The organism is Pseudodesulfovibrio hydrargyri, from assembly GCF_001874525.1.
In the GTDB taxonomy this organism is placed as follows: domain Bacteria; phylum Desulfobacterota; class Desulfovibrionia; order Desulfovibrionales; family Desulfovibrionaceae; genus Pseudodesulfovibrio; species Pseudodesulfovibrio hydrargyri.
Window position 1 is genome coordinate 789,386 of record NZ_LKAQ01000004.1, and the last position, 23,595, is coordinate 812,980.

The following is a 23,595-nucleotide window of genomic DNA, read 5'->3' on the forward strand; positions in this document are numbered from 1 at the left end:
GCAAAAAACCCCCGCACCGATCATCGGTACGGGGGCTTTTTTTATAAAAAGACTTCCCCCGCGAAGCCCAAAACCCGCGCCGCAGGCGCATACACGGGATGCAAGGGGGCGAACCCTATCGCTGCTGTCGCTATCTCTAAGGCTCGAGGACTCGCCTAAGAGCTAGTGCTGCCCGCCGACAAATCCGCAGGACAGCGGATTTGGACGCCGGGCTTCCCGGCGCCCCGAAGGGGTGAGCCCCAGGACGGGGCGAATCAAGGCGAAGTCACCCGACATCGCCGCGTAGCGGCTTTCCAACCCTGATTTTTCTGAAGCTTGTTCTACAAACTCGCATACAGTCGGGCGTAATCCCCGATCATGCGTTCCACCGAGAACTTGCGGCGGCCGGACAGAAAGGCCTCCTGGCCCATCTGACGGACCAGGGAGCGGCTGGACAGGACGGACAGGGCGGCGGCAACGAATTGCTCGCGGTCGCCGGGCGGCACGAGCATGCCGGTCATGCGGTCCACGATCTGTTCGGGGATGCCGCCCACGGCGTAGGCCACCACCGGCAGCCCGGCGGCCATGGCCTCCAGGACCACCAGGGAGTGGTTGTCCGCGCGGGTGGGATAGAGCAGGACGTCGGACGCGCCCATGAGCAGGGCGAGCTTGTCGCGGTCCACATAGGGCCACAGGATGAAGTCGTCGCGCCGCTCCTCGCGGTCCCCGCCCACGGCGAAACAGACCAGGTCGGGCAGGGCCTTTTTCAGCCGCTCCCAGAGCTCCTGCCAGGTGTCGCCGGACTTGTAGGCCGCGTTCATGCCGCCGTGGGCCGCGAACAGGGCCACGCGCGCGGCCGGGTGGATGCCGAGCAGCTTGCGGGCCTCGGCCTTGGCACGCAGGTCGGCGGGCCAGGGGATGCCGTTGGGGATGACCCGGACCGGCCGGAGCAGGTGGGTCTTGGCCAGCCGGGCCAGCCAGCGCGATGGAGCGGCCAGGACCGGATCGAGCCGCTGTATCTCGGCCAGCTTGCGCTTGCGCAGCGCGTCGGCGTCCGGGAAATTGCGCGGGCAGGGGGAGGCGCAGCCGTCCTCGGCGATGGGACAATCCAGGGGATAGGGGCAGCCGCCGGTGAACAGCTCGCAGTCGTGCAGGGTGACGACCACCTTCGCACCCGTGGGGATGGCCCCGAGCAGGGCGGGCCAGTCGCCGGTGCAGTGCACGTGGGCGACGGCCCCCTCGGGTAGGCGCGCGCCGAAATCCTCGGGCGGGATGGCCATGACATCCGCCCTCTCGGCCAGTTCAAAGGACAGGCTGGCGTCCACCTCGTAGCGGCCCAGCCCCTCGAGCAGCAGCCGGGCCACGCGGGTCGCCCCGCCGCTCGTCTCCAGGCCGGTGTGGTGATGGACCGGGGGCAGGGCCATGCCTAGATGTCCACCGTGTCCATGTCCAAGGTCATGTCCACCAGGTCCGGATCGTGGGGGTCGGGCGCGATCTCGAAGCCGAACTTTTTGGACAGTCCCTGCATGGCCTTGTTCTCAAGCATGGTCTGGCCGACGAGCAGCCTGGTGCCGCGCTCCTTGGTGTACTGGATGCCCTTGTGGAAGAGCATGGAGCCCAACCCCTCGCCCTTCATGTCCGAGCGGACCACGATGGCGAACTCGGCCTCGGAGTTGTCCGGCTTGGTGTTGGTACGCATGACGCCCAGCGTCTCGGGTTCGCCGCGCTCGGTCAGGGCCGTGGCGATGAAGGCCATCTCCCGATCATAGTCGATCTGGGTGAAGCGGGCGATGTCCTTGTGGTCGAACTCGCGCTGGACCACGCCGAAGAAGCGCAGGCGCAGGTCCTCGTCGGACAGGCTGGCCAGGAACACGCGGTGGGTGTCCTCGTCCTCGGGCCGGATGGGCCGCAGGGTGATCTGCCGCCCGCTCTTGAGGGTGACGCACTCCTCCAGCTCGCGGGGATAGGGCCGGATGGCCAGCCGGGACTCGCCCGCGCCGTCAAAGGGCGCGATGTCGATCTTGGCGTCCAGGGCGAGCACGCCCTCGGAGTCGGCGTAGAGCGGATTGATGTCGATGGCCGTGATCTGGGGCACGTCCACGATGAGCTGGGATATCTGGATGATGGTCAGGCAGATGTCGTCGATGTCCGCCGGGAGATGTGACGGGGTGCCCTTGAGCAGGGTGCTGATGCGCGTGCGCGAGACCAGCTCCCGGGCCAGGGACATGGACAGGGGCGGCAGGGTCAGGGCCTGGTCCTGGATCATCTCGCGGGCCATGCCGCCGTGGCCGAACTGGAGCACCGGGCCGAAGATGCCGTCCAGGTGGGCGGACACGGACAGTTCGTGCGCGCCGGGCCTGCGGCCCATCTTCTGGACCGTGAATCCCTCGATGTAGGCGTCGGGCCGCTCGCGGGTGCAGCGGGCCAGGATGGAGGCCGCGCCCTCCCAGACGCGCTCGGGCGTCTCCAGGTCCAGGAGCACGCCGCCCACGTCGTAGGGCTGGGGAATCTGCGGGCTGCGCAGCTTCAGGGCCACGGGATAGCCGAGCTCGTCGGCCGCGATGACCGCCTCCTTGGCGGACACGGCGATGCGCGTCTCGACCACGGGGATGCCGTAGGCGGCCAGGATGTCCTTGGCCTCGGGCTCGGTCAGGGACTCGCGCCCGGTCTCGAGCGCCCGGCGGACGATCCGGCGCGCCCCGGCGGTGTCCGGGAAAAAGTCCGTGGGCAGGGAATCCGGGGTCTCGATGAGCATCTCCTGGTTGTGCAGGTACTCGGCCATGTACAGGAAGGCCTGGACCGCCTGGGACGGGGTCTCGTAAGTGGGGATGCCCGCGTTGCGGAAGACCTCGCGGGCCTGCCCGGCCTGGCCCGAGCCGAGCCAGGCGGTCAGGACCATGCGCCGGACCCGTTTCAGGGAGTCGCGGATGGCCTCGGCCACCTCCACGTCGGGCTGGGCGGTCCAGGGCACGTGCATGGCCAGGATGCCGTTGGAATTCTTGTCCTTGATGAGCAGCTTGAGGACCTCGGAATAGGCCTTGCCGTCGGCGTTGAACGGAATGTCCACCGGGTTGGCCCGCGACCAGTTGCTCGCGCCGAGCACCGCGTCGATGCCCTTGACGGTCTCCTCGGACAGGGGGGCCATCTCGCCGCCGCCGACCAGCAACCGGTCGGCGGCCAGGATGCCCGCGCTGGTCCCGTTGGTCAGGATGGCCAGCTTGCGGCCGAAGACCTGGCGCGGCGCGGACAGGGTCTGGGCCGCGTCGAACAGCCCGTCGATGTCCTCGACCCGGAGCATGCCCGCCCGGCGGAAGGCCACGTCGTAGATTTCGTCCGAATAGCGGGCCTCGCCGGTTTCGCGCTGCTTGAGCTCGGCGAACACGGTGTCCAGGGCCTGGCCCGGACGGATGACCAGCACCGGCTTGTTGCGCGAGGCGGCCCTGGCCGCGGACATGAACTCGCGGGCGTCGCGGATGGACTCCACGTAGAGCATGATGGACCGGGTCAGCGGGTCGGAACCGAGGTAGTCGAGGATGTCGGCGAAGGTCACGTCGATGCGGCTGCCCAGGGCGACCATGTGCGAGAAACCCACGCCCTTGTCGATGGCCCAGTCCAGGACCGTGGCGAACAGGGAGTCGGACTGGGAGATGAAGGCCACTTTTCCCGGCTCCACCCTGGCGTGGGCCAGGGAGGCGTTCAGGTTCATGGACGGGACCATGAGCCCCAGGGACTTGGGCCCGAGGATGCGGATCTCGGGGGGCTGGGCGATGGACAGGATGGTCGATTTGATGTCCTGGCTCTCGTCGTAGGACATGGACGCGAACCCCGCGCCCATGAGCACGGCCGCGCGCGTGCCCCGCTCCTTCAGGGAGTGGATGACTTCCGGGACCTCGTCGAGCGGCGAGCAGACCACGGCCAGGTCCGGGGTCTTGGGCAGATGCCTGACCGAGGGGTGGGTCAGCACCCCGGCAATGGCCTCGGCCTGGGACGACACCGGCATGACCGGCCCCAGGAACCCGCCGGCCATGATGTTGCGCATGACGATGTTGCCCGCGTTGCGGGGGTCGTTGGTGGCGCCGATGACCGCCACGGACTTGGGCTTGAAGAGGTATTCGAGATTGGTGACGCTCATGTGGCTCCTTGGCGTGTCGCGACAGGACGGTTCAGGCGGAGGATAGCGTCTTTTACCGCCACGAGGCAACCGCAGAATGGGCTCGCCCGGCGTCCGGCCGGACACGCCGCCGGGCGGGGCGCACAAGGCGCGTTTCCATATTTATATAAAAATCCATATACAAACCTAAAGTTTTCTATTCGCAATCCGATAAGCTGACCAGGGGAAGGTCCATAGTACGCAACAAAGGAGTGCGGACCATGGCGATCGAATCATTGATGCAGCAGGCCGGCACGTTCGTGGACACGCTGACCATAAAGCCTGCGGCCACGGACAAGACCGCGTCCGAAACAGCCCGGGAGGCGCGGATTCCCGAGCAGAGCGACACCGTGACCATCTCCGAGGAGGGGCGCGCCCTGGCCGCCGCCGAAGAGTCCGGTGATTCCGCGAAGTCCGACGGCTCCAAGGTGGGGATCGACTCCCTGGAGCCCGAGGAAGACCAGGAAGAGAGCGAAATCGACCGGATCATCCGCATGCTCAAGGAGCAGATCCAACGCATCGAGGAAGAGATCAAGGCCCTGGAAGAGTCGGACATGCCCGAAAAGCTGAAACGGACCATGATCCAGGACAAGCAGGTCATGCTCATGGAACTGAACGACCAGCTCACCGAGGCCCTGGAAAAGAAGATGAAGAATATCGGCGGGGCCGTGGGCGGCGGCACCCGGGCCGAGGGCTTCGGCGGCTCGGCCGCGTCCTTTTGACGAACGGCCCGGTTCCCTGCCGGGACCGACGCCGGTTTGTTTGCGAACATAAAGTTTTCTCTGCACGGCCCGATAAGCCGGGTGAGGGGATGCCCATGTCAGCCACAAAGGAGTGCGAACCATGGCTATCGAATCATTGATGCAGCAGGCGGGGGCCTTCGTGGACGCGCTGACCGTCAAACCGGCGGCCACGGACAAGACCGGAAACGAAACGGCACAGCAGCTCCGCGTTCCCGAGCAGGGCGATACCGTGACCATCTCCGAGGAGGGGCGCGCCCTGGTCGCCATGGAAAAGCCCGGCGACTCCCATGAGCTCGACCAGGAAAAGGACATGGACCAGACCATCGACACCCTCAAGAAGCGCATCGAAAAGCTGGAGGAGGAGATCAAGGCCATCGAGGACGGCGATCTCCCTGAGGACCGCAAGCAGGTGCAGCTTCAGGAAAAGCAGGCCATGCTCATGGACCTGCGCGACCAGCTGCTCAAGGCCGAGCAGAGCAAGCTCAAGGTCAGCGGCATGGCCGACGGCGGCGGCACGCGCGCCAACGGCTTCGGCAACTCGGTCGAGAACTTCTGATCCCGGCCCAGGGCGGTCCGGCACCCCGCCCGCACCGCACCGGGCCCTTCCCGGCCCCTTCCTTCCCCGCCCCTTCCGGGCGGAGAATATACCCCTTGACGCCCTTTTTTCCCGTCGTATATTGTAGATATACGCCAGAAGGCCCCTTTGCGGGCGCATGCGGACCAGGGAAGGCCCGCTCGGCGGGGAGAAAATCCCATGTCCATGGGAGTTACAGATTTCATCGTGGCAGGGCCTCCGGGCCAGGTCACCGCAGGTCCGGCAGGCTCGTTCCAGGCCAGTCCGCCCGGACAGGTATCCATTGGCGAACCCGGGCACGTGCCCATCGACGCCACGCCCGCACGCGTGCCCATCGACACGTCCATGGCCCGAATCCCCTACTCCGCGGCGGCGGGCGGCGGGCTCGCCTCGGCCTTTGCCGGGGCGGCGGGCGGCGGGCTGAGCGCGGGCATGTCCTCCTCGCACATCGGCGGGGGTGGCGGAGGCGGCTCCGTGGGCAGCGCCACGGGTATCGGCAGCACCGGACAATCCGGCTCCGGCAACGCCATCGGCCAGGGCACCTCGGGCGGGTTCTCTGTCTCGGGCGGGGCCAACGTGCCCATCTCCACCGAGGCGGGCAAGCCGAACATCTCCCCGGCCACGGGCGGCACCTCCGGGCAGTCCGGACCGGGCAACCCCATCAGCCAGGGCACGTCCGGCGGATTCGCGGTCTCGGGCGGAGCCAACGTGCCCATCTCCACCGAGGGCGGCCGCACCAACGCGTCCCCGGCCACGGGCGGCAACCCCAGCGGCCCGGTGGGCGGCAACCCCATCGAGCACCCCGGCTCGCCCCCGACCCTGGCCACGGGCAACGTGACCATCACCCCGGCTCTGGGCGTCCAGCCCATCTCGCCCGCGGGCAGCGTGCACATCACACCCCAGATCGGCTTCTCCATGCCCACCCTGACCGGGTTCGTGCCCATCACCCCGGGCGGGACCATCATGGCCTTCCGCTTGACCAACCCGCACGGCATGTTCTTCGGCCACACCCAGCACTGGCCCAACGACGTTTTCCACCACTCGCGCCACTCCTCGCCCTACGAGCACCCCACCGTGCCCATGGCCCCGTGGGTGCCTACCTCGGACGGCTACGAGGAGCCCTTTACCCCGCCCAAGGCCGAATTCGACCAGGACATGGGCCGAGGCGCGCCCATCGACATGCGCTCCGAATACTCCCTGAACATCGATCAGACCCAGGACATCGAACAGAACCGCCAGGTGACCGAGAACAAGACCATTGACCAGGTCCTGGACCAGTCCATGAACCAGTCCATCGAGCGCAACGACCGGTCCCTGACCCAGAACGAGTTCGACAACTCCTCCCACCGCAACCTGGACCTGTCCACCAACCAAACCACCGAGAACACCGAAAAGGTCACCCAGAATTTCAACAACGACAACCAGTTCTCCAACGTGACCAACGTCAGCAACGAACAGGACAACTCGCGCAGCTTCACCAACCGGGAAAACCACGAAACCACCCTGGCCACAGAAAACACCGACGTGCGCAACGTGGACGCCAGCCAGAGCACCACCGAAAACCACATCGTGGAACGGACCGAGCAGGACAACTCCCGAACCGAGGTGGTCACCGAACTCAACTCCTCCCTGGCCTACAACGACACCCACGTGAACGAGATCGACAACTCGCGCCGCGAAGAGACCACCACGGCCTACAACTTCACCGACCAGGACAACTCCCAGACCACCTACGTCAACGACAACGACACCGTGCTCGAGGAAAACCGCGACGTGACCATGGCCTTCCCCGAAACCCGAATCCTCGAAGCCGACAACTCCAGCAGTTTCAGCCAGATCAACAACTTCGAGAACGTGGACCGCAGCGTCTCGGAAATCAATCACGTCGACGCCAGCCAGTCCCACTTCACCACCACCGAAGACCCCACCTACGTGTTCGACAACTCGTCGCGAACCTTCCTCAACTTCGCCGCCCCCGAACGCGCCGGCGGCGCCATCGTGGTCGGCAACGCCTAGGGGGGTACGCTTGGCGCTACGGCATCTTGGTGCGGATTCATGCGTTCTTCAGTCTAAACTTGCGTCAAAACTCATGAACGCGGCCTCATTGCGTTTCACCTCCTTCTGATAAGGAAACTCTCCGGTGGGTATGCCCTGCCATATGACGCCGTGAAACCTTCGCGCAAATTCTAGCGGGACGATTTTGCTCCACCCGCCGATTCCCTTGTCAGCGGGACGCAAGCAGCCGCCGCAAAAAAACGAGCCTTTTGGCGGACGCCTGGCGATCCGGCCTTGCCCCGAGAACTTTGCTTGCACTGTTGTCACCGCGGTCGACGACAAGAGGTATAGCGGCTTCGCCCTCGAAACCGTCCCTATTAAAAATGCCGCTCGGCCATCCAACAAAGTAGACTCATAAATGAAACCGGCCATGAGTACATAAGCACTTGTCAAAAATACCATTGATTTTATATTGACGCGGAGTGGCCGTGGTTGCGACTCGCAATCCGCACTCCACCATTTTTTTATTTAGGGAAGTGTTCAGTGACAATAGCAAAGATTGAAAGGCACGGCACCATCACGGCTATTCTTGCCTATATATTTCTCCTTGCCGTTCAATACTACCAGCTCCTGAACCAGGATTTCATTCTTTTGGATGACCCGTCCTTCATTATCAACAACCCGCACATTCAAAATGGGCTGACTCTGGAGGGAATCAAATGGGCATTTTCAACGAACTATTTTGATTTTTGGCACCCGTTCGTCTGGCTGTCCTACATGATGGACATAAGCCTTTTCGGTTTTTCCGTGACGACATTCAAATTGATCAACGCCGCCCTCCATTTTTGCTCCTGTCTTATGCTCTTCGGGCTCTTGCGCAAGGGCACGGACGCTTTCTGGCCGAGCCTCGTTGCCGGGGCGCTGTTGTTGACGCATCCGATTCACGTTGAATCCGTGGCCTGGTGTACCGAAAGAAAGGATGTTCTTTTCCTGTTTTTCGGGATGGCATCCCTGTACGTTTATTTTTACTACGCGGCGAACAGAAAAATCACTGCCTATGTAATGTCCCTTTCATTGTTTGCCTGTGGCCTGATGGCGAAAACCACCTTGTCGGTTCTCCCGGCCCTCATGCTGCTGCTGGACTTCTGGCCCCTTGGACGCATTGATCCGGCTGCTTTGCGGAGCAGGGGAACCCGACTGCGGATGCTGCGGGATATCGGTCTGGTTGTCCTTGAAAAGGTTCCCTTTCTGGTCCTGGCGGTATTGACGGCCGTCATCGTCAAACTGAGTTCGGTCTCGTATGCCCTGGACGGGGTGTACATAGGGGCCAATCAACATTGGATCGCCAATTGGCTGTTTTCCTATGTCTTGTACGTCTGGAAGATTTTCATACCGGCCGGCTTGTCCATATTCCACCCCCTGCTCGACCTCGATCCGACCGTCATGGCCGTCAGCGGGCTCGCCCTGCTTGTCGCGGGCAGCGCCTCGGCCTTGCTTGCGTCGGTCAAAACCCCCTCCGTCGCCGTGGGTTGGTTCTGGTTTGTGCTCGGCCTTGTCCCGGCCGCCGGGGTCTATACGGCGGCCGGATTGCAGGCGAGCATGTTTGAGCGGTACGCGTATCTACCAGCTGTCGGCCTGTATATAGCCGTCGCCTTTGGCCTGTGGAGCCTTCTCGCCAAACGCCACGGCCAAACCGCGTTCCTCTGCGTTGCGGGAAGCGTCTTGCTTGTGTTTTCGTTTCTGTCCTGGAGGCAGGTGGGTTATTGGAAGAACTCCGAGACGCTATTTGCCCATGCCCTGGAGCAAGATGAGAACAATTGGCTCGCCCTGGACAAGCTCGGGTATATCGCAAGGGAAGAGGGCCGTATTTCCGAGTCCATACGGCTGTACGGAAGGGCCCTCGCGATCCAGCCCGGGGCGACCGACATTGTCAGTCGTCTTGCCCTGACGCTGTTCAGAAGCGGGGATTGGGACGGAGTCCGAGCGCTTTATCGGGACTATCTGGAGCGGTACCCCCAGAGCGTTATCTTATACAACGACTATGGTTCCATCCTGATGGACATGGGAGAACCGGAGGAAGCGTTGGCGTTGTTCAAGAAGGCGCTTTCAATGGGGTATCAGACCGCAATCGTCCACCACAACACGGCCGCCTGCTATTACAAGATGGGCGACATGAAAAAGGCCCTCGAGCATAGCAGGCAAGCCAATGAACTGGAGCCGAACAACCCCCAATACATGTACGCGGAAGCCGTCGCCCATGCCAATTTGGGGCAGATGAACGAAGCCAAGTCGATTCTGTTCGGTATCCTGTTGATTGATCCGGGGAACGAGCACGCGAGGCAAGCCCTCAGCGCGATGGGCGCATTGTAGCCGTTTCAAGGCCGAGGCGTCAGGGCGAGGCATATTTCGGGAATTGTTTCTCCTGAGAACGCTCCTGCCGTCAGCGCCTGTCTCCAAGTCGATCCATTTTGCTCCTGGCCCCATCCGGTGTGGGCAGGCTATTGGTCGCGCGGTGCCAGCGGGCGTGATTTTCTCAGATTATGGCGATGCAGGAAGGTCTCCACGGAGCACCACAGGACGCCGATGCCGTATCCGCAGGAGCGCAGGAAGCTGATTGAAGAGGACGGTTTTCGCTCTTGCCATACAGAGTTCGCGGTGTGACCAACGCTCCGCTGGAACAAGGCGTGCGGCGTATTGCAAGTTCCATTTACGCATGGTTGCGTGGCTCCCCTGGTGCCTAAGAAGGGCCTATCACACCGTTAACATCTGCCTGGATCGAAAAACTCCTCGCCACCCCGCTTCCGCACCCTCGCCGCAGGCGACCCAAAAAGTTTGGGAGGGGGTCCCGGGGGAACCCTTTTCTCAAAGGGTTCCCCCTGGCGGAGTCGGGGGCGGCGCCCCAGCCGCCGGAGGCATTCCCTCCTCTCCCTAATCCACGGCCAGACACGCGGTCTGGAAGACGCACATCTCGCCGAAACCATAGAGCCGGGCGAAGCGGAAGAGCTTTGCGTCGAACCGGCCCTGGTCGTTGGCGCGGACGCCCATGATTTTGGGCAGGCCGAGCCGGCGGGCCTCGCCTTTGAGCCATTCGAGGTCGCGGGCCAGGGTACGCCGGGTCCTGGGCCCCCAGCGGGTCACGGTGATGTGCAGTTCGAGGTATTCCGGGCGCTCGGCGATGGCGCAGGCGGCGTAGGGGCCTTGGTCGTCGGCGAGTTCGAGCCAGCGGTAGGGGCCGTTTTGCGGGAAGTTGGCCAGGCGGTCGGGCCGGTGGTTGGTTTCAGTCACGGGCATGGAGGCCTCCGAACGGGTTGTAGTTATTGGCGGTCCGGGACGGGCGCGGGCCGGGTTCGGGTTGGCGGAAACCAACGGCGAAGTAGCGGAAGCCGTCGGCGGCGTGGCTGGTCCAGTCGTGCAGGGGGTGGGCCGAGAAGTCGGCGGTCCGGTCGTTGAAGGAGCGCCGGTAGTGGCGCAGGGCCTCGAGGCCCGGGCCGCAGCGCGTCTCGTCGAACCAGCAGCGCGGCAGGATGGTGCGCACGGCGTTGATGCCGTCCTGGATGGGGATGTTGGCGGCGATGTCGAAGCGGATGCCGAGCGACCGGGCCGTTTCCAGGCGCGACTTGCCGGTGCCCAGCTCGCGCACGCGGATGTCGTGGGGCGCGATGTGGGTGCCGTACTTGTAGCCCCTGGCGTCCAGGACCTTGGCGTAGTGGTCGAGGCCCTCGCCGTTGGCCTCGTAGTAGTCCACCACCGCGAAGGTGCCGCCGGGCCGGGCCTGGACGAACCAGATGGAGGTGGAGTCGGACATGCCCAGGTCCCAGGCGGTGTGCACGGGCATGGACGGGTCCACGGCCACCCGGGTGACGCGGCCCTCGCGGTCGGCGTCGGCCAGCAGCTGGCCGAAGTAGGCCCCCCGGATGGCGGCGGTGAAGGAGCATTCGAATTCCTGCTCGTACTCCTCGGGCGACATCTCGCGGGCGCTGGCGTCCAGCTCCCCGGCCGGGATGATCCCGGTCTCGGAGGCGCGGTACATGGCGGCCAGCCAGTCCGGGTCGAGCCTGGCCTTTTCCCATATCTCGTAGAGCGCGTTCTTGCCGCGCGGGGTGCCGATAAACATGGCCCAGCCCCGGCGGTCGGACAGGGCGGGCCGGATAACCTCGGTCCAGACGCGCAGGGGCATCTGGGCCACCTCGTCGAAGACCACGCCGTCCAGGTACATGCCGCGCAGGGAGTCCGGGTTGTTGGCCCCGAACAGGCGGATGCGCGCCCCGTTGTCGAAGTCGGCGCGCAGCTCGGACTCGTTGAACTTGACCGTGCAGCCGTCCGAGCCCAGGCCGCAGTAGCGCTTGAGCTCGTCCCAGACCACGGTCTTGGCCTGGCGGTACAGGGGAGCGATGTAGGCCCCGCGCCAGTCGTCGCGGCGGGTGGCCCGGGCCGCGCGGATGAGCCGATTGACGGACAGCACGGTCTTGCCGAACCGGCGGTGGCAGACCAGGACCGAGAAGCGGCCGAGTTCGGCCTCGATCCTGGCCTGGTGCTCCCTGGGCACATACAGATCACTGGACATTGTTTCCTCGCTTATGTTGACGGGCGGTGCGGGCCGAGGGTATTCCACGGCCATGCGCACGTACGCCCTGATTGTTCTTCTCTGCCTGGTCCTGGCCGCGCCGGGCTGCGCGGAGAGACAGACCCCGCCCACAGCGCCGCCCACCGCCGAGGAACTGGCCGCGCAACGGCGCGAGGCCCGGGCCGCCGATGCGTTGTCCGAGGCCATGCAGCTCCAACACGACGGCGGGTTCCTGGACGCGGACACGGCGCTGGACTATCTGGACCAGGCCCTGGACCTTAACCCGGACCTGGCCAACGCGCGCTACCAGCGGGCGACCATCCTGTTTTCCAAGGGGCGGGCCGACGAGGCCCTGGCCGACGTGAACCGGGCCATCGAGCTGAAGCCGGATCACGTGCAGGCGCACTACACGCGCGGCTCCATCCTCCTGAACCTGGGAAGGTTCCGGGAAGCGGCGCGGGACTTCACCGAGGTCATCCGGCATGACCCGTCCATCGCCGAGGCGTTCGTCCGGCGCGGGCTGTGCTACATGCAACTGCGCCGCGAGGACGAGGCCATCGACGACTTCGGCAGCGCCCTGGCTCTGAATCCGGCCAACCTGGAGGCCAACTACAACCGGGGCATGGCCTACCTGGCCCGGAAGGAGTACGACGCCGCCCTGAGCGACCTGTCCCAGGCGTACATCCTGGATTCGGACAACGTCGGACTGCTCACCGCGCGGGGCCAGATCCTGCTCAAGCTCGGCCGGTTCCGGTCGGCCGCCCGGGACTACCAGCGAGCCACCCAGCTGGAGCCGGGGCAGAGCGCCCTGTACGGACTCCTGGCCGAGGCCCTGGCCGGAGCAGGGGAGATGGACCAGGCCATCGCGGCGGCGGAAAAGGCCCTGGCCATGGCGCGCGCCCGGGGTGACGACTTCCTGGCCGCCCAATACTCGGACCAACTGCGGCAGTATCGGGACAGGACCTACCCGTAAACTCATCGCAGGACCTCGAAGAGCATCCTCCCGCCCAGGGTGGCCACGCCCGCCACGCTGCCCCAGACCAGCCGCTCCAGCAGCCGCAGCTTCTCCCGGTTGCCCGCGCAGTGCCGGGTCTCGTTGATCTCGCGGATGGCCACCTGGATGGCCTTGACCCTCTCGTCGATGCGGACCAGAAGGTCCTGCAGGTCCTGTCTCTCCATGGCCGTCATTTGCCGCCTCCCAGGGCGTCCTTGAGCCCGCGCACCGCGCCGGGCAGGTAGTCGCCGATCTTCTTGACCCCGAGCACGGCGGCCACGATCCAGAAGGTGATCTGCAAGAACCAGTCGGGCAGCGCCTCCCAGGAGCGGATGACCTCGCCCGCGCCCTCGGGGTCCACCCCGGACCAGATGAAGAAGCCTATCCAGGCGAAAAAGAGCACGTCGTCCTTCCAGCCCGCGTTCTCCAGCTGCTTCATCTCCCAGTCGTGATTGAATTCCCGGTCGGAGCGGGCCAGCCGCATCCGGTTCTCCATGACCGCCTTGTTCAACTCCTGTTTACCCTTGAAGTGGTCCGTCACTCCGTCCACCACCGTGGTCAGCAGTCCCGCCACGGCCGCGATAATCGGTATCATGCCGTTCTCCATGTCCTAGAGGGTTGCGTACGCCACCCCGGTCCCGGACAGCATAGCCCCGGTTTTCGGCAAAACCGGGTTTCGGGAACGATCGGCAGGGAAAAACAATTGAATGGTATAAAAAATCATCTTGACGGGGTTCGCCCGGCCGGGGTAGCCGACCGGACCCGTCCGGGGCGCGAAAAAAGCGTTCCGGGACTAGCCAAATGGCCCGGGAACCGTTAAGAATAGCTCAGAATATCGATTGTATCCGGCCGGGCGAGACCGGTTAACCAAGGAGGAATACCCCTATGCTGGTAGTCAACTGGATGAGCACCGACGTCATCACCATCACCCCCGAGCGCTCCATGATGAAGGCATCCAAGCTGATGAAGGACAAATCCATCAGCCGGCTTCCCGTGGTCGACGAGAACGGCGCCATCATCGGCATCGTCTCGGACCGCGACGTCAAGGACGCCTCCCCGTCCAAGGCCACCACCCTGGACGTGCACGAGCTGTACTACCTGCTCTCCGAGATCAAGGTCGGGGACATCATGACCAAGAAGGTGGTCACCATCCGCGACACCGAGACCGTGGAAAAGGCCGCCGTACTCATGCTTGAGGGCAACTTCGGCGGCCTGCCCGTGGTCGACGAGGAAAACAAGGTCGTGGGCATCATCACCGATACCGACATCTTCAAGGTCCTGGTCGAGATCTCCGGCGTCTACGAGGGCGGCGCGCAATTCTGCCTGCGCCTTTCCACCGAACCCGGCAGCCTGCGTCCGGTGCTCGCCTTTCTCAAGGACCACGGTGCGCGCATCATGTCCATCATGACCCACAACGTGCCCGAATCCGAAGGGTTCAAGAACGTCTACGTGCGCATCCGCGACATGGAAAAGCCCGAGTTCAAACGCCTCAAGCAGGACCTCGCCGAGACCTTCGACGTCGTTTACTGGGCCGTGGACTCCGTCCACAATGTCATCTAATTCCCGGGATAACGCTGAAAATCACCTTTTTCGATAAAAGCCCGATAAGTTACTTGATCTATATCCACTCGTAATATAGTCGTATCTTACCGACGATCTCTGCCTTTTCCCGAATCCAGGAGGCCGCCCCGCAAGGAGCGGCCTCCTGCCGTTTGCGGCGGCGGATTGTTTGGGAATGCCTCCGGCGGGCCTACCGGCGGTCTCCTTCGGAGAGACCAGGGCGCTGCCCTGGACCCGCTTAAGGCCGAGGGCCTTAAGAATCCCATAGCCGAGCTACGCTCGGGGGTGCGGCGGCGGAAGGCCGCGACGAGGACGCCTTCCGCCGTGCCGGTGGGCGATTTCGATCCGTTTTTTCAGCCCGAAATCGCTGGGTTCCTTTTTTGGGGAAAGACATGGGTTTCAAGCTCATCTCGCCCGCAGTCACAAAACGCCGCAAGGGCGCTTTAGTGGGATACGCCCACGCCCGCCAGCGGCGTTGACAACCGTCCCGAAGGGTTCGCGCCGGACGGCCCTCCGAGGCCCATGGTCGTCCGGCGCGAACCCTTCGGGACACCGCACTGCCAAGCTACTTCCACACCCTCCGCGCATCCGACAGCCTCCCCGCCCCGTACACACCTGCCGAAGGCATCCAAGAAGTTTGGGAGATTCTTAAGAACCTTTTTCCCAAAAGGTTCTTAAGCCGTCGGAGACGCCGCCCGGCGAGGGCCCGCCGGAGGCCTGCCCCTTCCCGCCAAAGGATCAAAACCACCTTAAGAAATATGAAGAAGGGCCGAAAAGAGGGAGACAGCGTTTGGAAAAAGGAGCGGTTATGGGAAACGTGGTGGCCTTGGAGGAATTCCGGCGCACGCTGGACCGGCGCGAGGAGCGCGGCCGGGCGTTGGCGCGGCCGGAGATCCGGGGTGCGGACATATGGGGCCGGGACTACACGCAGCTGGAGGCGGTGGTCTTCGGGCTGTTGAAAGTCCGGGAGATCGCGGCCTACCATGCGTCGTTGCGCGCGGCCCGGCACGCGGACGGGTCCGGGCAGGCGTTCGACTGTCTGTGCCTCGATGCTCTGGACGCGGCCTACAGGGTGGAGGACCTGGGTCCGGCCCGGCTCAAGGCGGCGGTCAAGCCACTCAAGGAATGGCTCCTGGACGCCATGACCGAGGACAACAAACGGGACATGGCCTGGGCGCTCGTCCTGGTCGACCTCATCGAGAAGTCACCGACCAAGTAAGTATCGATAAGCGACGATAAGTTATTTTTATTATAATTTAAGCATAATGAAAGCCGCTGATTCGTCAGGCGGCTTTTTTTCGGCGGTCCGGTTTCCGGCCCGAACGGATCGCGATGGACCGGACAGGCGGTGCATGGCGCGGATCCCCGTGGACGGTCCGTTCGCGGCAGCGAGCGGACGCCGGACTCGTTTTGCCGCCGTTTACCCGCCGGATTGCGCCCTTCCCCGATATTTCATTGCCTGGACCGGAGGGTGCCGTATGGTGCAGGCATGGGAGAAGACGCAGTCGGCCCGGGCGGCCCCCAGATTCTGCTGTCGGCGGGGTGTTTGTTCCACCTGCCGCTCAAGCTTGTGGCGCGCATCGGCCGGGAGGCCGGATTCGCGGGCATGGAACTGATCATGAACTCGCCCAAGCTCGACCCGCGGGCCGGGCTCACCGCGATCAGCGACATCCTGCCCATCCGCAGCCTGCACGCCCCGTTCCGCGACTGGGCGGCCTGGGGCGGACATCTCAATTCCTGGCGCGCGACCACGGCCCTGGCCAACTCCCTGCCCGAAGCGGACCACATCGTCATGCACCCGCCCGGCTCGCGGCTGGCCAACATGATCCAGAACCGCTGGTTCGAAAAGGCCGTGGACCTGCCCCTGCTCCTGGACGCCAAGGGACGCATCCGCTTCTCACTGGAAAACATGCCCTGGGCCGAGGGGTCGCCGTTCGGCCGCGATCCCCTGGACAAGCTCATGGCCCAGTGCCGGGACAAGAACGTGGGCCTGACCTTCGACGTCTGCCACATGGGAGTGTCCGGCCGCAACGTGCTGGAGGCCATCGACAAGGTGCCGCTCGATCTGCTCTACAACGTCCATTTCTCCGACGCCGTGGGCTATACCGAACACCTTGCGCCGGGCAAAGGCGCGCTCCCGCTGGACGAATTCCTGGCGCGCCTTGGCAAACGGGGCTACGGGGGATACATTACCCTGGAACTGGAACCGGGCGCCTTCCCCGACGACATGGACGGCACCGTGGAATTGCTCACCAGGCTGCGCCAGGACATGGAGGCGCGGCTGACAACCGTCCGGAGTGACTGACCCATGCCCCAATCCTATCTCGACGAGGTCCGCCAGCCGGGCCAGACCGTAAACAACCTCTTCGCCTTCCTCGGCATCGTCGTCGACACTCTCGAACCGGACCGGGCCGTGCTGCGCCTGCCGTTCCGCCCGGCCCTGACCCAGGGCGCGGGCGTGGTCGCGGGCGGCGTGCTGGCCACCCTGCTCGACGAGACCATGGCCCACGCCGTGCTCGGCGGCAACCAGCCCGGCGAGCGGACCACCACCGTGGACCTGTCCGTCAGCTACCTGCGCGCGGTCAAGCCCGGCTCGGACCTGAGCTGCGAGGCCCGCGTGATCAAACGCGGCGGCCGCGTCCTGTTCGTCGAGGCCACCGCATCAAGCGACAACCGCGAAGTGGCCCGGGCCACGGCCTCGTTCCTGCTCCTGGCCTGATCCCCCGCCCTTGCCCCGCGCGGTTTCATGCTTATTTTTCTTCCGTACGACACCAACGGAGGAACACCATGACCACCGACAACCGACTCATCGTCTGCCCGCACTGCGGGGCCGTCAACCGCGTCCGGACCGGCCGCGAGGCCGAAGCCGTCTGCGGCAAATGCCGCGACAAGGTCTTTGACGACCACCCGCTGGAACTCGTGGGCTCGACCTTCGACCGCCACATCGCCAAATCCCAGGTGCCCACCCTCGTGGACTTCTACTCGCCCACCTGCGGCCCCTGCCTGATGATGGGCCCCCAGTTCGCCGACGCCGCCAAGACCCTGTTCCCCCAGGTCCGGCTGGCCAAAATAGACACCTCGGCCGAACAGGCCATTGCCGGACGCTACGGCATCCGCGCCGTGCCCACCCTCATCCTGTTCAAAAACGGACAGGAGGCAGCCCGCCAGTCCGGGGCCATGAACGCCCGAGACATCGCGGCCTGGGTGAGGCAGTACGTGTAAAGGAAGGAATGCCTCTGGCGGCCCCTTCGGGGAGACCAGGGCGCTGCCCTGGACCCGCTTAAGGCCGAGGGCCTTAAGAATCCCATAGCCGAGCTACGCTCGGGGGTGCGGCGACGGAAGGCCGCGACGAGGACGTCTTCCGAGGCCCATGGACGTCCGGCGCGAACCATTCGGGACACCGCCCTGCCAAGTTGCTCCCAACCTCCCGCGCAACACCTCGTCACCCCGCTCCCGCACCTTCGCCGCAGGCGACACAGAAAGTTTGGAAGATTCTTAAGAACCTTTTTCCCAAAAGGTTCTTAAGCCGTCGGAGACGCCGCCCGGCGAGGGCCCGCCGGAGGCATTCTTCCATCCGCCCGACCGCGCTTGTTTCCCGTGCTCGACTTTGGTATTTCTCCGCGATCATTATGGAATAACTCCGGGAGTGCCTATGAGCCGGGACAGGAAATACGCCATGGGGACCAAGGCGGTCTGGGGCGGCGAGGAAGGGTTGTTCGAGGGCAACGCCACGCAGGTGCCGGTAGTGCACAGCGTGTCGTTCGGCTTTGATGACATGGACGAGTGGCTGGACGTGGCCCTGGGCAATCGGCCGGGGCACATCTACACGCGCAACACCAACCCCACGGTGTCGGTGTTCGAGGAGAAGGTCCGGCTGCTGGAGGGCGGTGAGGCGGCCACGAGCGCTTCCTCGGGCATGGGCATCATTTCCAACGCGCTATTTGCCCTGCTGAAGCCGGGCGACCGGGTGGTTTCGGTCAAGGACACCTACGGCGGCACGAACCGGATGTTCACGGAGTTCCTGCCCAGGGTGAACGTGGACGTGACCCTGTGCGACACCACGGACCATGCGGCCATCGAGGCCGAGGTGGCCAAGGGGTGCGCGGTGCTCTATCTGGAGACGCCGACCAACCCGACCATCAAGGTGCTGGACATCGAGCGGCTGGCCAAGGCGGGCAAGGCCGTGGGGGCAGTGGTCATGGTGGACAACACATTCGCCACGCCGGTGAACCAGAACCCGCTGGCCCTGGGCGCGGACCTGGTGCTGCACAGCGCGACCAAGTACCTGGGCGGGCACGCCGACGCATTGGGCGGAGTGGCCGTGGGCGCCGCCGGGCTGATCAAGACCATCTATTCGTACCGCGAGATCGTGGGCAACGTGCTGGAGCCCATGAGCGCGTATCTGCTGTTGCGCGGCATGAAGACGCTGCACCTGCGCATCGAGCGGCAGAACGCCAACGCTCTGGAGATCGCCCGGTTCCTGGAGGGCCACCCCGGGGTGGAGAAGGTGTTTTATCCGGGGCTTACGTCCCATCCGGGGCATGAGATCGCGCGCAGGCAGATGCGCGGGTTCGGCGGCATGCTCAGTTTCGTGGCCAAGGGCGGAACGTATGCGGATGCCTGCCGGGTGCTGTCCGGGCTGAAGCTGGCGCGGCGCGCGGCCAACCTGGGCGCGGTGGAGACCATTGCCGGGCCGCCCGCGACCACGAGCCATGTGGAATGCAGCAAGGAGGAACGCGCGGCCATGGGCATTCCGGAGAGCCTGATCCGCTATTCCGTGGGCATCGAGGACGTGGAGGATCTGAAGGCGGACCTGGACCGGGCGCTGCGACAGGAAGCTTGACGCGAGCCGCCCATGGGGTGAGAACAGAGTATGTTGCTGGACGTGCCCTTCCTGCCCCGCGACGACTACGTCGATTTCCTGCGCGAACGATCGGCCCGGCTCGCGTCGGTCCACTTCCCGCTCACCGACCCGCGCGTGCCGGACGCCCGGCAGCGGCTGGTCGAGACGAATCTCGGGGAGGTCGTGCGCGGCCTGAACCGGCTGGAGGGCGTGGACCGCTTCCTGCTGATGAACGGGCGGCTGCACCGGCCGGAACGGTATTTCGACAAGGCCGGGCTGGACGCGACCGCCGACCTGCTGGAGCGGCTCGCGGACGAGGCCGGGCTGACCGGGGTGGTGTTCGCGGACGCGTATTTTTTGCAGGCCCTGTCCGACGCCCGGCCCGGGGCGTGCGAACGGCTGGAGGCGGTGCCGAGCGTCAACGCCGTGCCGGACTCGCCCGCCAGGGCCTTCGCGCTGCTGGACATGATCGCGGGCACCGCGTTCCGGCCACCCTCCAGGCTGGTGGCGGACCGGGCGCTGAACCGCGACCCGGAGGGGTTGAGCGGGTTGGTCCACGGGCTGCGCGCCCGGCATGCGGACGTGCGCCTGTTCCTGCTGGCCAACGAGGGGTGCCTGTACCAATGCCCGTACAAGCCCGCCCACGACGCGCATATCGCGCTGGTGGTGGAGGGTCTGTGCGGGGACCGGACCTTTGCCATGAACCGGGAATTCGGCTGCGTCCGGCGCATGCTCGACGAGCCGGGGCTGATGCTCGCCTCGCCGTTCATCCGTCCCGAGGACATGGGCCGCCACGCGGGGACGGCCCACGGGCTCAAGCTCTGCGGACGCAACCGGGGCGCGGATTTCCTGATGCGCACGGTGGCCGCGTATGTGGAGGGGAAATACGAGGGCAACCTGCTGGACCTGATGGACGCCATGGGCGACCTGGCGGAGCAGGTGTACATCCCCAACCATGGGCTGCCCGCCGATTTTTTCGAACAGGTCACGGCGTGCGACAAGGCGTGCCGGACCTGCGGCCTGTGTTCGGTCCTGGCCGGACGCATGGCCGAACGCACCGGCCCCGGTCTGTCCGGGTTCGGGCGCTGACGGTTCCATTCACCCCGGCCCGCCCCGGACGGCGGGCCCCAATCCATACAAGGAGCAACCATCATGAAGAAATCCCTCGGTCCCAATACCCTGGCGCAGCCCGCCCCTGTCTGGGCGGTGGGCTCCTATGATGAAGCGGGCAAGCCCAACGCCATGATCGCGGCCTGGGGCGGCATCTGCGGCTCGGACCCGGCCTGCCTGACCGTGTCCGTGCGCCCGTCGCGCCACACCTACAAGGGTATCCTCAAGCACAAGGCGTTCACCGTGTCCGTGAGCTCGGCCCCGCTGGCCGCCGAGGCGGACTTCCTGGGCATGGCCTCGGGCGACAAGGTGGACAAGTTCGCGGTCACCGGCCTGACTCCGGTCAAGGGCGAGTTCGTGGACGCCCCGTACATCGAGGAGTTCCCGCTGGTCATCGAGTGCGAACTCAAGGAAACCGTGGACCTGAACGTGCACGTCATGTTCGTGGGCGAGATCAAGGACGTGAAGTGCGACGAGGACAAGCTGGCCGACGGCAAGTACCCGGACCCGGAAAAAGTCCTGCCCCTGATCTTCTCCCCCGGCACCCGCAACTACCACACTGTGGGCGAAAAGGTCGGCAAGGGGTTCGATGTGGGCAAGAAATTCCTGAAGAAGGGCTAGCCCATGCGTCGTACCGGCCTGTCCGCATTTCCGTTTCCGCTCCTGCTCGCGGCCCTGCTCCTGACCGGCGCGGGGTGCGCGGTGCGGGAGGCGGACGCGCCGCTTATGCTGCCCGCGCAGGACGCCGGGGCATACCACGGGTTGCCCGGGGATGCGCTGCTCATGGGCCCGGAGGTCCAGGGAGTGGCGTGGTCGGACTTTCTTGCGCGCCATTTCGACCCCTGGGAGCGGACGCGGCCGGAATATCCGGCGGACAAGGTCTTCTGGGGGCTGGCCGCCTTTGCGGACAAGCCGGTATACGGCGAGAACCTGCGACCGCGCGGCCCGGCCTGGCTCGACGCCATGGCCGAGGCGTCAAAGGCGGCCGGGTATCCGAGCCTGAACCGGCGGGCTATCGCCGTGGCCAACACGGCCATGCGGGTCCTGCCCACGGAAAAGCCCGCCTTTGGCGATCCGGGACAGGCGGGCGAGGGGTTCCCCTTCGACTACCTGCAGAACTCCCTGGTCCTGGCCGGGACGCCGCTGTACGCCAGCCACGAGAGCGCGGATCGCGCCTGGGTACTGGTGGAGTCGCGCTTCGCCTACGGCTGGGTGCGCCGCGCGGACATCGCCTGGGTGGACGACGACTTCGCCAAAACCTTCCGGACCGGCGCATACGCGGCCCTGGTCCGGGAAGGGGTCTCCCTGGCGGACACGGACGGCGTGTTCCGCTTCAAGGGATTCATCGGCACCCTGCTGCCCGTGGCTGAAAGTGTGAAAAGCACCGAAGACGGCGGCCTCACGGTCATGGTCCCGGCCAGGGACGTCCTGGGGCGGGCAGTGGTCCGGTACGCCCATGTCGCGCCCGGAGACGCGCTCCCCGCGCCGCTCGCACCCACGCCGGACAACTTCGCCATGCTGGCCGACCGCATGCTCGGCGAGCCCTACGGATGGGGCGGGCTGTACACGGACCGCGACTGCTCGGCCACGGTCATGGACCTGATGGCCGCGTTCGGCGTGTTCCTGCCGCGCAATTCGAGCCAGCAGGCCAGGCTCGGCTGGGTGGAGCCCCTGGACGGCGAGAGCGACGCGGCCAAGAAGGCGCGGCTGCTCGAGGAAGGCGTGCCGTTCCTGACCCTGGTGCGCAAGCCGGGGCACATCATGCTCTACATAGGTTCCAAGGACGGCGAACCCGTGGTCCTGCAGACCATCTGGGGCCTCAAGACCAGGCAAAGCGGGGTCGAGGGACGGCGGGTCATCGGCCGGACCGTGATCTCCACCCTGGAACCGGGAGCGAACCTCCGCCACCTGGCCCGGCCCGAGGGCGTGCTCCTGCACACGGTCCGCTCCTTCAACACCCTGCCCTGACCGGCCGACCTTTTTTTGACGGCAGCCGCGCGGACCGCGAAACCACCCGGCGCAACGGACTGATTTCCCACGCCTTGGACCGTTTGGGAACGGGCCATGCAGCGTACGTCCCATGCGCGGATCGAAACTCGGCCATATCCTGCTCCTGGGAGCGCTGACCATCCTGCCCGGCTGCCTGGCCATCAACGCGGCCCTGGGCGTGCTCGGCGCGATCGGACCGCCCGCGGCGCAACTTGCCGGGACGGCCTACACCGTGGCCGAATACTCCTACGAATACGGGGCCCACGGCCGCACGCCGGACGAGGTCTTCCTGGCCAAGTTCGACTGGCTCGCGAACGACGGGGACGAGCCCGACCCGGCCGCCTTTGCCGGGGCCCTGAGCGTGGCCGTGGCCGACGCCGGGGACATGACCGGTCCCGTTGCCGGGCCTGTTGCCGAACCGGCCGCAGAATCCACTGCCGTCGCCGAGGAAGGGCAGCCCGTGAGGGCGGTAAGGAAGGCCTCATCCGCAAAGACGAAAAGGAAAATCGCCCCCGTGCAACGGACCGCCGGGCTCCGGGTGATCGCCGCCGAGGTCGCTGCCGGCCCCACCTTCAGCGAACCGGTCCGGATCGTCGCGGCGCGCCGGTCCGCCCCTGTCCACACATACGTGCCCCATGCGCCGGACCCGCTGTTGGCTCGGCTGAATCGGCTGGAGAACGGGCTGGCCCAGGCCGAGACGCTTTACCTTTCGCAGTCGGCCGACGGCCTGCGGCTGTCCGTCCCCCCGCGCGACGGCGACCCGTGCGCTCAGGGCGTGAACGGCGGAAGCTCGCTGCGGCTGCCGGTCATGCGCACCGCGCCCGCGAGTCCCGCGCCACCCGCGTAGGGCCGGACAGGCCTCAATCCGCCCCCGCCTCCACCCGCTCCCTGAACACGTAATTGCTGATGTGCCGGTCGCGCTGCTCCCGGATCCAGCGATGCAGATCCTCGGGCAGGGCGCGCCACGACCCCTTGTCGTCCCGCTTCCACGCGGGCAGCCCCTTGTCCCGGACCAGTTCAGTGATGTTGCGCGGGTTCTCCCCCACGGCCTCGCAGATATCCTTCGCCCCTTTCAGACAGATCTCCGACATACG

At 65.5% G+C, this 23,595-nt stretch carries 22 protein-coding genes; 15 read left to right on the plus strand and 7 right to left on the minus strand.

Annotation, left to right across the window (positions count from 1 at the left end; all coding sequences use genetic code 11):
* Positions 1–320: 320 nt before the first annotated feature.
* Positions 321–1,403, minus strand: a complete 1,083-nt coding sequence (locus BerOc1_RS08060) for a glycosyltransferase (RefSeq protein WP_071545201.1) — start codon at positions 1,401–1,403, stop codon at positions 321–323.
* 2 nt (positions 1,404–1,405) lie between these two features.
* A complete protein-coding gene (locus BerOc1_RS08065; RefSeq protein WP_071545202.1) occupies positions 1,406–4,111 on the minus strand; it encodes a bifunctional acetate--CoA ligase family protein/GNAT family N-acetyltransferase in 2,706 nt (901 codons plus the stop codon).
* Positions 4,112–4,350: 239 nt separating this feature from the next.
* Here BerOc1_RS08065 and BerOc1_RS08070 point away from each other — a divergent pair, with 239 nt between their 5' ends.
* The 4 genes from BerOc1_RS08070 to BerOc1_RS08085 all read left to right on the plus strand — a co-directional run bounded on the left by BerOc1_RS08070 (position 4,351) and on the right by BerOc1_RS08085 (position 9,811).
* The gene (locus BerOc1_RS08070; RefSeq protein ID WP_071545203.1) at positions 4,351–4,851 is read left to right on the plus strand and encodes a hypothetical protein; all 501 of its coding nucleotides are present in this window, start codon (positions 4,351–4,353) and stop codon (positions 4,849–4,851) included.
* A 121-nt stretch (positions 4,852–4,972) separates the two neighbouring features.
* A complete protein-coding gene (locus BerOc1_RS08075) occupies positions 4,973–5,428 on the plus strand; it encodes a hypothetical protein (RefSeq protein ID WP_071545204.1) in 456 nt (151 codons plus the stop codon).
* A 198-nt stretch (positions 5,429–5,626) separates the two neighbouring features.
* A complete protein-coding gene (locus BerOc1_RS08080) occupies positions 5,627–7,462 on the plus strand; it encodes a hypothetical protein (RefSeq protein ID WP_129586505.1) in 1,836 nt (611 codons plus the stop codon).
* 522 nt (positions 7,463–7,984) lie between these two features.
* A complete protein-coding gene (locus tag BerOc1_RS08085; RefSeq protein WP_071545206.1) occupies positions 7,985–9,811 on the plus strand; it encodes a tetratricopeptide repeat protein in 1,827 nt (608 codons plus the stop codon).
* A 558-nt stretch (positions 9,812–10,369) separates the two neighbouring features.
* Here BerOc1_RS08085 and BerOc1_RS08090 read toward each other — a convergent pair.
* Both BerOc1_RS08090 and BerOc1_RS08095 read right to left on the minus strand, forming a co-directional pair.
* On the minus strand, positions 10,370–10,732 hold the full coding sequence (locus tag BerOc1_RS08090) for a hypothetical protein (RefSeq protein WP_071545207.1): 363 nt from the start codon (positions 10,730–10,732) through the stop codon (positions 10,370–10,372).
* The gene (locus tag BerOc1_RS08095) at positions 10,719–12,005 is read right to left on the minus strand and encodes a terminase large subunit domain-containing protein (RefSeq protein WP_071545208.1); all 1,287 of its coding nucleotides are present in this window, start codon (positions 12,003–12,005) and stop codon (positions 10,719–10,721) included. The genes BerOc1_RS08090 and BerOc1_RS08095 overlap by 14 nt, the downstream gene beginning before the upstream one ends.
* Before the next feature lie 52 nt (positions 12,006–12,057).
* Between BerOc1_RS08095 and BerOc1_RS08100 the strand changes: the two genes are divergently transcribed.
* A complete protein-coding gene (locus BerOc1_RS08100; protein ID WP_071545209.1) occupies positions 12,058–12,978 on the plus strand; it encodes a tetratricopeptide repeat protein in 921 nt (306 codons plus the stop codon).
* A gap of 2 nt (positions 12,979–12,980) precedes the next feature.
* On the opposite strand, the gene BerOc1_RS08105 is transcribed toward BerOc1_RS08100, so the two are convergent.
* A complete protein-coding gene (locus BerOc1_RS08105) occupies positions 12,981–13,193 on the minus strand; it encodes a hypothetical protein (protein ID WP_071545210.1) in 213 nt (70 codons plus the stop codon).
* Positions 13,190–13,594, minus strand: a complete 405-nt coding sequence (locus BerOc1_RS08110) for a hypothetical protein (RefSeq protein WP_071545211.1) — start codon at positions 13,592–13,594, stop codon at positions 13,190–13,192. Before BerOc1_RS08110 ends, BerOc1_RS08105 begins: the two co-directional genes overlap by 4 nt.
* 290 nt (positions 13,595–13,884) lie before the next feature.
* Between BerOc1_RS08110 and BerOc1_RS08115 the strand changes: the two genes are divergently transcribed.
* The 10 genes from BerOc1_RS08115 (at position 13,885) to BerOc1_RS08160 (ending at position 23,348) form a co-directional block, all read left to right on the plus strand.
* Positions 13,885–14,559, plus strand: a complete 675-nt coding sequence (locus BerOc1_RS08115) for a CBS and ACT domain-containing protein (RefSeq protein ID WP_071545212.1) — start codon at positions 13,885–13,887, stop codon at positions 14,557–14,559.
* Positions 14,560–15,367: 808 nt separating this feature from the next.
* On the plus strand, positions 15,368–15,778 hold the full coding sequence (locus tag BerOc1_RS08120; RefSeq protein ID WP_071545213.1) for a hypothetical protein: 411 nt from the start codon (positions 15,368–15,370) through the stop codon (positions 15,776–15,778).
* Positions 15,779–16,048: 270 nt separating this feature from the next.
* Positions 16,049–16,864, plus strand: a complete 816-nt coding sequence (locus tag BerOc1_RS08125; protein WP_071545214.1) for a sugar phosphate isomerase/epimerase family protein — start codon at positions 16,049–16,051, stop codon at positions 16,862–16,864.
* A 3-nt stretch (positions 16,865–16,867) separates the two neighbouring features.
* Positions 16,868–17,278 carry a PaaI family thioesterase gene (locus BerOc1_RS08130; RefSeq protein ID WP_071545215.1) on the plus strand — a complete coding sequence of 137 codons (411 nt, stop codon included), beginning with the start codon at positions 16,868–16,870 and terminating at the stop codon, positions 17,276–17,278.
* Positions 17,279–17,346: 68 nt separating this feature from the next.
* Complete coding sequence (locus tag BerOc1_RS08135) at positions 17,347–17,781, plus strand: thioredoxin family protein (protein ID WP_071545216.1); 435 nt, start codon at positions 17,347–17,349, stop codon at positions 17,779–17,781.
* Between the two features lie 430 nt (positions 17,782–18,211).
* The gene (locus tag BerOc1_RS08140) at positions 18,212–19,402 is read left to right on the plus strand and encodes a cystathionine gamma-synthase family protein (RefSeq protein WP_071545217.1); all 1,191 of its coding nucleotides are present in this window, start codon (positions 18,212–18,214) and stop codon (positions 19,400–19,402) included.
* A 30-nt stretch (positions 19,403–19,432) separates the two neighbouring features.
* Positions 19,433–20,491 (plus strand): hypothetical protein, encoded by a 1,059-nt coding sequence (locus BerOc1_RS08145; RefSeq protein ID WP_071545218.1) that lies wholly within the window; start codon positions 19,433–19,435, stop codon positions 20,489–20,491.
* Positions 20,492–20,554: 63 nt separating this feature from the next.
* On the plus strand, positions 20,555–21,133 hold the full coding sequence (locus BerOc1_RS08150; protein ID WP_071545219.1) for a flavin reductase family protein: 579 nt from the start codon (positions 20,555–20,557) through the stop codon (positions 21,131–21,133).
* Between the two features lie 3 nt (positions 21,134–21,136).
* Positions 21,137–22,480 (plus strand): SH3 domain-containing C40 family peptidase, encoded by a 1,344-nt coding sequence (locus BerOc1_RS08155; RefSeq protein WP_071545220.1) that lies wholly within the window; start codon positions 21,137–21,139, stop codon positions 22,478–22,480.
* Positions 22,481–22,592: 112 nt separating this feature from the next.
* Entirely contained in the window at positions 22,593–23,348 is a 756-nt protein-coding gene (locus BerOc1_RS08160; RefSeq protein ID WP_071545221.1) for a hypothetical protein, read from the plus strand.
* A gap of 13 nt (positions 23,349–23,361) precedes the next feature.
* Here the strand turns inward: BerOc1_RS08160 and BerOc1_RS08165 are convergent, their stop codons facing one another.
* Complete coding sequence (locus BerOc1_RS08165) at positions 23,362–23,592, minus strand: helix-turn-helix domain-containing protein (protein WP_071545222.1); 231 nt, start codon at positions 23,590–23,592, stop codon at positions 23,362–23,364.
* Positions 23,593–23,595: the final 3 nt, after the last annotated feature.

What these genes read in the sequence shown, in the direction of transcription:
- BerOc1_RS08145 (WP_071545218.1), top strand. Translation starts at nt 19,433, where the DNA reads ATGTTGCTGGACGTGCCCTTCCTGCCCCGCGACGACTACGTCGATTTC.
- BerOc1_RS08115 (WP_071545212.1), top strand. Translation starts at nt 13,885, where the DNA reads ATGCTGGTAGTCAACTGGATGAGCACCGACGTCATCACCATCACCCCC.
- BerOc1_RS08155 (WP_071545220.1), top strand. Translation starts at nt 21,137, where the DNA reads ATGCGTCGTACCGGCCTGTCCGCATTTCCGTTTCCGCTCCTGCTCGCG.
- BerOc1_RS08060 (WP_071545201.1), bottom strand. Translation starts at nt 1,403, where the DNA reads ATGGCCCTGCCCCCGGTCCATCACCACACCGGCCTGGAGACGAGCGGC.
- BerOc1_RS08110 (WP_071545211.1), bottom strand. Translation starts at nt 13,594, where the DNA reads ATGATACCGATTATCGCGGCCGTGGCGGGACTGCTGACCACGGTGGTG.
- BerOc1_RS08140 (WP_071545217.1), top strand. Translation starts at nt 18,212, where the DNA reads ATGAGCCGGGACAGGAAATACGCCATGGGGACCAAGGCGGTCTGGGGC.
- BerOc1_RS08075 (WP_071545204.1), top strand. Translation starts at nt 4,973, where the DNA reads ATGGCTATCGAATCATTGATGCAGCAGGCGGGGGCCTTCGTGGACGCG.
- BerOc1_RS08070 (WP_071545203.1), top strand. Translation starts at nt 4,351, where the DNA reads ATGGCGATCGAATCATTGATGCAGCAGGCCGGCACGTTCGTGGACACG.
- BerOc1_RS08080 (WP_129586505.1), top strand. Translation starts at nt 5,627, where the DNA reads ATGTCCATGGGAGTTACAGATTTCATCGTGGCAGGGCCTCCGGGCCAG.
- BerOc1_RS08150 (WP_071545219.1), top strand. Translation starts at nt 20,555, where the DNA reads ATGAAGAAATCCCTCGGTCCCAATACCCTGGCGCAGCCCGCCCCTGTC.
- BerOc1_RS08160 (WP_071545221.1), top strand. Translation starts at nt 22,593, where the DNA reads ATGCGCGGATCGAAACTCGGCCATATCCTGCTCCTGGGAGCGCTGACC.
- BerOc1_RS08130 (WP_071545215.1), top strand. Translation starts at nt 16,868, where the DNA reads ATGCCCCAATCCTATCTCGACGAGGTCCGCCAGCCGGGCCAGACCGTA.
- BerOc1_RS08135 (WP_071545216.1), top strand. Translation starts at nt 17,347, where the DNA reads ATGACCACCGACAACCGACTCATCGTCTGCCCGCACTGCGGGGCCGTC.
- BerOc1_RS08090 (WP_071545207.1), bottom strand. Translation starts at nt 10,732, where the DNA reads ATGCCCGTGACTGAAACCAACCACCGGCCCGACCGCCTGGCCAACTTC.
- BerOc1_RS08065 (WP_071545202.1), bottom strand. Translation starts at nt 4,111, where the DNA reads ATGAGCGTCACCAATCTCGAATACCTCTTCAAGCCCAAGTCCGTGGCG.
- BerOc1_RS08105 (WP_071545210.1), bottom strand. Translation starts at nt 13,193, where the DNA reads ATGACGGCCATGGAGAGACAGGACCTGCAGGACCTTCTGGTCCGCATC.
- BerOc1_RS08165 (WP_071545222.1), bottom strand. Translation starts at nt 23,592, where the DNA reads ATGTCGGAGATCTGTCTGAAAGGGGCGAAGGATATCTGCGAGGCCGTG.
- BerOc1_RS08095 (WP_071545208.1), bottom strand. Translation starts at nt 12,005, where the DNA reads ATGTCCAGTGATCTGTATGTGCCCAGGGAGCACCAGGCCAGGATCGAG.
- BerOc1_RS08100 (WP_071545209.1), top strand. Translation starts at nt 12,058, where the DNA reads ATGCGCACGTACGCCCTGATTGTTCTTCTCTGCCTGGTCCTGGCCGCG.
- BerOc1_RS08125 (WP_071545214.1), top strand. Translation starts at nt 16,049, where the DNA reads ATGGGAGAAGACGCAGTCGGCCCGGGCGGCCCCCAGATTCTGCTGTCG.
- BerOc1_RS08120 (WP_071545213.1), top strand. Translation starts at nt 15,368, where the DNA reads ATGGGAAACGTGGTGGCCTTGGAGGAATTCCGGCGCACGCTGGACCGG.